6 protein-coding genes are annotated in these 5,455 nt (G+C 60.1%); 2 read left to right on the top strand and 4 right to left on the bottom strand.

The features are described from left to right. The coding region (locus BA066_06480; GenBank protein ID RDD53052.1) for a hypothetical protein at positions 1-1,117 on the bottom strand (1,117 nt) is incomplete at its 3' end. 76 nt (positions 1,118-1,193) lie between these two features. Between BA066_06480 and BA066_06475 the strand changes: the two genes are divergently transcribed. Both BA066_06475 and BA066_06470 read left to right on the top strand, forming a co-directional pair. Further along, positions 1,194-1,589 (top strand): hypothetical protein, encoded by a 396-nt coding sequence (locus BA066_06475; protein RDD53051.1) that lies wholly within the window; start codon positions 1,194-1,196, stop codon positions 1,587-1,589. 102 nt (positions 1,590-1,691) lie between these two features. Further along, positions 1,692-3,173 carry a radical SAM protein gene (locus BA066_06470; GenBank protein RDD53050.1) on the top strand — a complete coding sequence of 494 codons (1,482 nt, stop codon included), beginning with the start codon at positions 1,692-1,694 and terminating at the stop codon, positions 3,171-3,173. Here the strand turns inward: BA066_06470 and BA066_06465 are convergent. The 3 genes from BA066_06465 to BA066_06455 all read right to left on the bottom strand — a co-directional run. Then, on the bottom strand, positions 3,163-3,765 hold the full coding sequence (locus BA066_06465; GenBank protein ID RDD53049.1) for a mechanosensitive ion channel family protein: 603 nt from the start codon (positions 3,763-3,765) through the stop codon (positions 3,163-3,165). The genes BA066_06470 and BA066_06465 overlap by 11 nt on opposite strands. Positions 3,766-3,772: 7 nt before the next feature. Next, positions 3,773-4,132, bottom strand: a complete 360-nt coding sequence (locus tag BA066_06460; protein ID RDD53048.1) for a hypothetical protein — start codon at positions 4,130-4,132, stop codon at positions 3,773-3,775. A 534-nt stretch (positions 4,133-4,666) separates the two neighbouring features. Next, on the bottom strand, positions 4,667-5,455 hold a 789-nt coding region (locus BA066_06455), incomplete at its 5' end, for a hypothetical protein (protein RDD53047.1).

Genomic DNA, 5,455 nt, shown 5'->3' with positions numbered 1-5,455 from the left:
GATAGACCTGAGTGAGATAAGGCCGATCCTCTACATGGGCGGGGACCACTACGTCACGGTCGATCCCTCCACCCTCAGGTGGATGCGATCCCCGGGGTGAGGCGGTCAGGGAGCTCACCAGGTCCCTCCAGAACTCATACTCCCGCTCGGCCCTGGGCAGCTCCGAGCGATCAGTGAGGTATCGATCCCAGCGGAGGGCGTAGCCCAATAGCTCCCCATCACCGAGCCACATCCCCAGAAAGTAGAGAAGCCTTATGTGAAGCCTGTGGTAGGTCTCAGTGGCTCTGCCATGCTTGGGGGAGTAGAGGGACCAGTTGCCCCTCTCGTAATATGGGAGGATCCCCCTGAGCGTTCTGATCCCCTCACTCAGCACCCTCCGGCTCACCCCATCCCCGATCAGGCTGTCATATATCGCGAGGCCCTTGAGGGAGAGCATGAAGCCGTTGAGCACGAGATCATCCGGGGAGTTGGAGTATTCCAGGTAGAAGGGTCCGTAGGCCGTCTCAATCACGAACCCCCCCTCCTCCTGCGGTATCAGGAAGCTGTTCACCAGGGACCTCGCCGCCTCGCAGTACCTGGGGTCACCGAACCTCACGCAGGCCACTGCATAATAGCCGGCCGCCACCCCCTGGCTCAGGGAGGAGTTCCATGGTATTGAGGCCCTCTCCCAGGCGAAGTAGAAGTTGAGGAAGGAGGCGTTCCCCTTCCTCTCCATGTATCGGAGCATCCATTCCATGATCCCCCTGAACTCCTCCCAATCTCCCCTGTAGAGGATCGCCTCCGTGGCCAGGTTCATCGCGTTTATTGGGTGCACGTTGAACCCCTGGCCCGTCACGTAGACCAGGGGGACCCGAACGCCCTCCGGGGCGAACCTCTCGAAGAGCTCCGGCTTCCTGCAGAGCTTCATGTACTCCAGATCAGCCTTCAGGTCATCTATCAGCTGCCTCATCGCGATCTCATTTCCCCTGACCCTCTCAAACCTCCTCAGTGTGTTCTCGACATCCCTGAGCAGGGAGTAGCATTCCCCATCGGTCCCGCTCCCATCCCTGAGCTCATGGCAGAGGGTTGAGATCGCGATTAGTGCGAGCAGGAGCGCGAGCGGGAGCCTGATCCTCATCGAGCTGGAGTGAGGGGGCAGGTAAAAAAGCCTGAGACCGGTAAGCTTATAAACCGGTTCATCAATGTACCAGTGTATGTTCAGGCACATCCACGGGCTCATGCTCGACGCCCTACTCGCCCATCCGGAGGGGCTCTCGCTCAACGCCCTGGCCAGGCTGCTCAGGGGAAGGGCGGCCAGATCCGTCGTGCTCAGGGAGGTAAGGGGGCTCTCGGAGATGGGCCTGGTCAGCATAGTCAGGGATGAGAGGCACAGGCAGAGGAGGATAGTCAGGCCGGAGAGGGAGGTTGCTGAGTTGATGGAGAGGTTCAGGGAGCTCAGGCCATCCAACTTCGAGGAGGCCCTGAGGAACATACCGAGGATGCTCCTCCTGCTGAGGGAGGTCAAGGGGAGATCCGGAGGGCACCTCGTCGAGTACCTCAAGTACAGGATGAGGGAGGACTTCTCCCACATCCTAGAGGTGATCGTTTGAGCGACAGGATCGTCCTCAGGGTCGCCAGCCTTGAGGAGGCCATCAGACTCTTCATGGAGCTTCAGAGGAGTCATCCGCTGAGCTCGATAGAGGTGTACGTCCATGGAAGTGGTGATAACGAGCGATAGGACGATGATCACCAACCACCACGGGAAGGAGTTCATCGGCTTCATGACCACGTCACCACCGCTATTCCTGCCGGAGGCCATCTGGATGAAGCTCGCTGCCCCGAAGATGAGGGTCAACGGGGAAGGAGAGCCATGGCAGGCCCCATACGGGCTCAGGAAGATAGAGGCGGCCTTGCTGGACGCTGGCATAGAGGCGGCCGTGATAGATCCGGATCACCTCATGAAGCACCAGGAGGCGAGGGTCGTGGCCATAGGGCACCACGACTTCTTCGCGCTCGGCCCTCCGAGCAGCGAGTGGTGGGTCCTCACCAGGAGGGAGCCCGTGAACGCGAGGAGCTTCAGGAGGCTCATGGAGAGCGGAGCCATGGAGCGCTTCAGGAGGAAGGGGGCTAAGATAATAGTCGGAGGACCCGCCGCCTGGCAGTGGCTCTACAGGCCCGAGCTCATGGAGAGGTGGGGGATCTCAACGGTCATAGACGGTGAGGCGGAGAGGGCGGTGGTGAGGATAGTCAGAATGGCCCTGGAGGGCGAGGAGCTTCCCAGGTTCGTGCAGGTGGGCCTGGATGAGATCCCCTCCCTTGAGGAGATCCCCCTCATAAGGAAGCCCTCTGTCAACGGGTTGGTCGAGATCTCCAGGGGATGCCCGAGGGGGTGCAGGTTCTGCTCGGTCACCCTGAGGCCGCTCAGGCACTACACGCTCGACATGATATCCAGGGAGATTGAAGTCAACATGAGAGCTGGGGTGAGGGGCGTCATACTCCACTCCGATGACGTGCTGCTCTACGGTTCAAATGACATCTATCCGAACGAGAAGGCTCTCATAAGGCTTCATGAGCTGGTGAGGAGCAAGAACTCATCCTCAGTCGCCTGGAGTCACTTCAGCCTCTCCGCGGTGAAGTACGCTGAGGAGAGCTTCGGGCTGATAAGCAGGATAAGCGGCATGCTGGGGGACGATTACAAGGGGGTTGAGGTGGGGATAGAGACGGGCAGCCCCAGGCTGGCCGAGAGGATAATGCCGGCCAAGGCCAAGCCCTATGACGTCAGGGAGTGGAGGCAGGTCGTGATAGATGCCTTCTCGATAATGCACGAGGCCAAGATAATACCTGCAGCCACCCTCATAACAGGGCTACCGGAGGAGAGGCCGGAGGATACTATAGCCTCAATAGAGCTCGTTGAGGACCTGAGGGATTTTAGAAGCCTCATAGTGCCGATGTACTTCGTCCCCATGGGTCTGCTCAGGGGAGAGAGCTGGTACGACAGGGAGCCGACCGAGGAGCAGCTGGAGCTCATGAGGGTCTGCCTGAGGCACGACCTGAGGTGGGTCGAGGACATAGCGAGGTGGTACATGAGGGACCTCAACCCGCTCGCCAGGTACCTTCTCTCGCTCTTCCTCTCCATCCTGAGGGTAGCTAGCAGGAGGTTCTTGGAGCCTCAGGAGATGAAGATCAAGGCCTAGCCGCCCCCTCGGGATGCTTGTATATCTTCGAACCCATGAGCGTGTTGTTGGGGAGCATTACCACGCTCCCATCCTCCCTCTCGATTATCGTGAACATCGTGGTCACCTCCCTGATGACTCCAGTCTCCCCAGCAACGGTGACCCTGTCTCCCACTGAAATGGGCCTGGAGATCAGGACCAGGAGGCCGGCCACAGCCTGGCCTATGACCTGCTGGCTTGCGCTGCCGACGACTATGCCGAGGAACCCGCCCAAGGCCACGCCGGCGGCCCCTCCGGCCACACCCCCAGCTATGGCCGAGATGAGGGCGATCATCCCCAGGACCCTGACCAGGCTCCTGATGGAGAGCGATGTCTCCTCGCCGTGCCTTATCCTGGCCGACCAGTAGGCGAGCTCGGAGATGGACCTGACTACCATGTAGCCCAACAGGAGGGTCAGGCTCACAGCTATGTAGGTGCCGTACCCCTCAACGAGCTTCCCGAACTCGGGGAGGAGTGATGGCACGGTCACGAATATGAGCGAGTGAGTCAGCAGGTATGCTGAGACCCATAGGATGAGGGAGAGTAGGCTCCTCAGCCCACCGCTCAATTTGATCCCTCCGCTAACTTTCCTTGAACCTCCACTCCCTTATACCCGTGAACCCGCTCAGCAGGCCCACTATCCTGTAGTTCAGGCTGTCGGGGGAGTCAGCGTATTCGATCCAGCTGGCCTTCAGGAGCCTCCTGAGCTCCTCCAAGATCCCGCTCCTGATGCTTGAGCTCATCGAGTAACCCGTGTTCACGACACTCCCCCTCTCATCCACGTCATAAACTAGGCTGATCAGAAGGTAATCGTAACCCTCTGGGACTTCCTTCGGATCAGCGGAGTGGTTCTCCTCCCACCTGATCCTGCTCCTCGGCGTCAGGATGATCCCTCTGCTGGAAGACCAGGCGTAGAGCAGGTCGAGCCTGTAGGCCCTCAAGGAAGGCACCTGCGGGGGAGGAAGTGAGAGGATAAAAAGGTTCGTGTAGGGACGCGAGAATCCGCGTGATAACCATCCTGGCAATATGATCGATTCTTCCTCATTCAGACCTGGCTGCCGAAAGGCATCGCTTGCTCACCCTGAATCCCTCCCGCTCACCTGATCGCTCCTCCCTACCCCCCAGCTGGGGCGAACCCATCGGCCACCGGTCCGCCCTCGATGATGCCCCGGCTCTGGACATCTGCTCCTCCCTGATGCGCAGGAGCTCATCTGAACCAGCATCCCCCTCGGCTGGGAGGGAGGAAGCCCTGGGTGCCCGGGGCCGATCGCATGGATTCGCGATGCTATAAGCCCCTCAAGCGCCTCCTCCTGAGCAGCATGGGGAGGGCGACCACAATCATGATCAGCAGGAGCGATATAATCGCCATTGGCATCCAATCCGGCTGAGGGCTCTCAGAAGGAGTGGGTTGGGGCTGGGTCGTTTCCCCCGTCCCGCTTGCCGTGATGATCGTCTCCTCGGGGAACGAGATCGCCTCAGATTGCCTCGGAGCTCCTTGCTCGTACGCTCCGATGTCGTAACCGGAACCAAAGGGTCTTCTCGCTCCATCGAGGTCCACGCTCAGGCTGACCTCCACGCCCGAGTCCACAGCGGGGCTCCCATCCCTCAGGTGGTAGTCGCCCCTGCTCCCGAATCCGGGCCTCACGAACATGGGGTCCCCGTATAGTTGGCCCTCCCCAGCTCCCCCACGTCAGCGGGTATTCGCTCCCAGGGAAGTGGAAGAGGCATCCCTCGAAACTGAACTCCACACCATCCCTGATGAATATCGGTGAGTCAGGTCCCCTCGCGCTGAATATGGTGTTCATGACGATGAGCCTTATGGGGACGTTGTAGTCGTACTGAACGGTCATCAGGTAGTTGTTTCCCACCTGATCGTCCACCGTGACTCCTGTTATCTCGAAGGTCCCCGGCCTCTCCGAGTCTATCACTATGGGAGCCCATGGGGTTGTCTCGGCGCTCCCATCCCCCCTCCCGTAGATCAGGGTGTTCTCGATCCTGCTCCCCGGCCCCCAGAGCTTCACCCCATCGGCGAAATTGTTGGCGACTATGCACTCCTGCACATAAGTGTTTTCCGCCTTGGAGTCTATCCCGTCCCCCCTGTTGTGCTCCACCAGGGTCCTAGCTATCTCCACGGGCCCCCGGCTCGGCTCTATCCCGAAGCCGTCCGGCCTGTCGTAGGGGGAGGGGCCCGGGCCACCCTGATAGTAGTGGCCCGAGTATGCGAGATAGCAGTCGCTCACGATCACGTTCCTCCATCCCCCCTC

This window comes from Candidatus Korarchaeota archaeon NZ13-K, from assembly GCA_003344655.1.
Taxonomy (GTDB): Archaea; Korarchaeota; Korarchaeia; order Korarchaeales; family Korarchaeaceae; genus Korarchaeum.
This window is presented reverse-complemented; position numbering and strand designations above follow the sequence as displayed.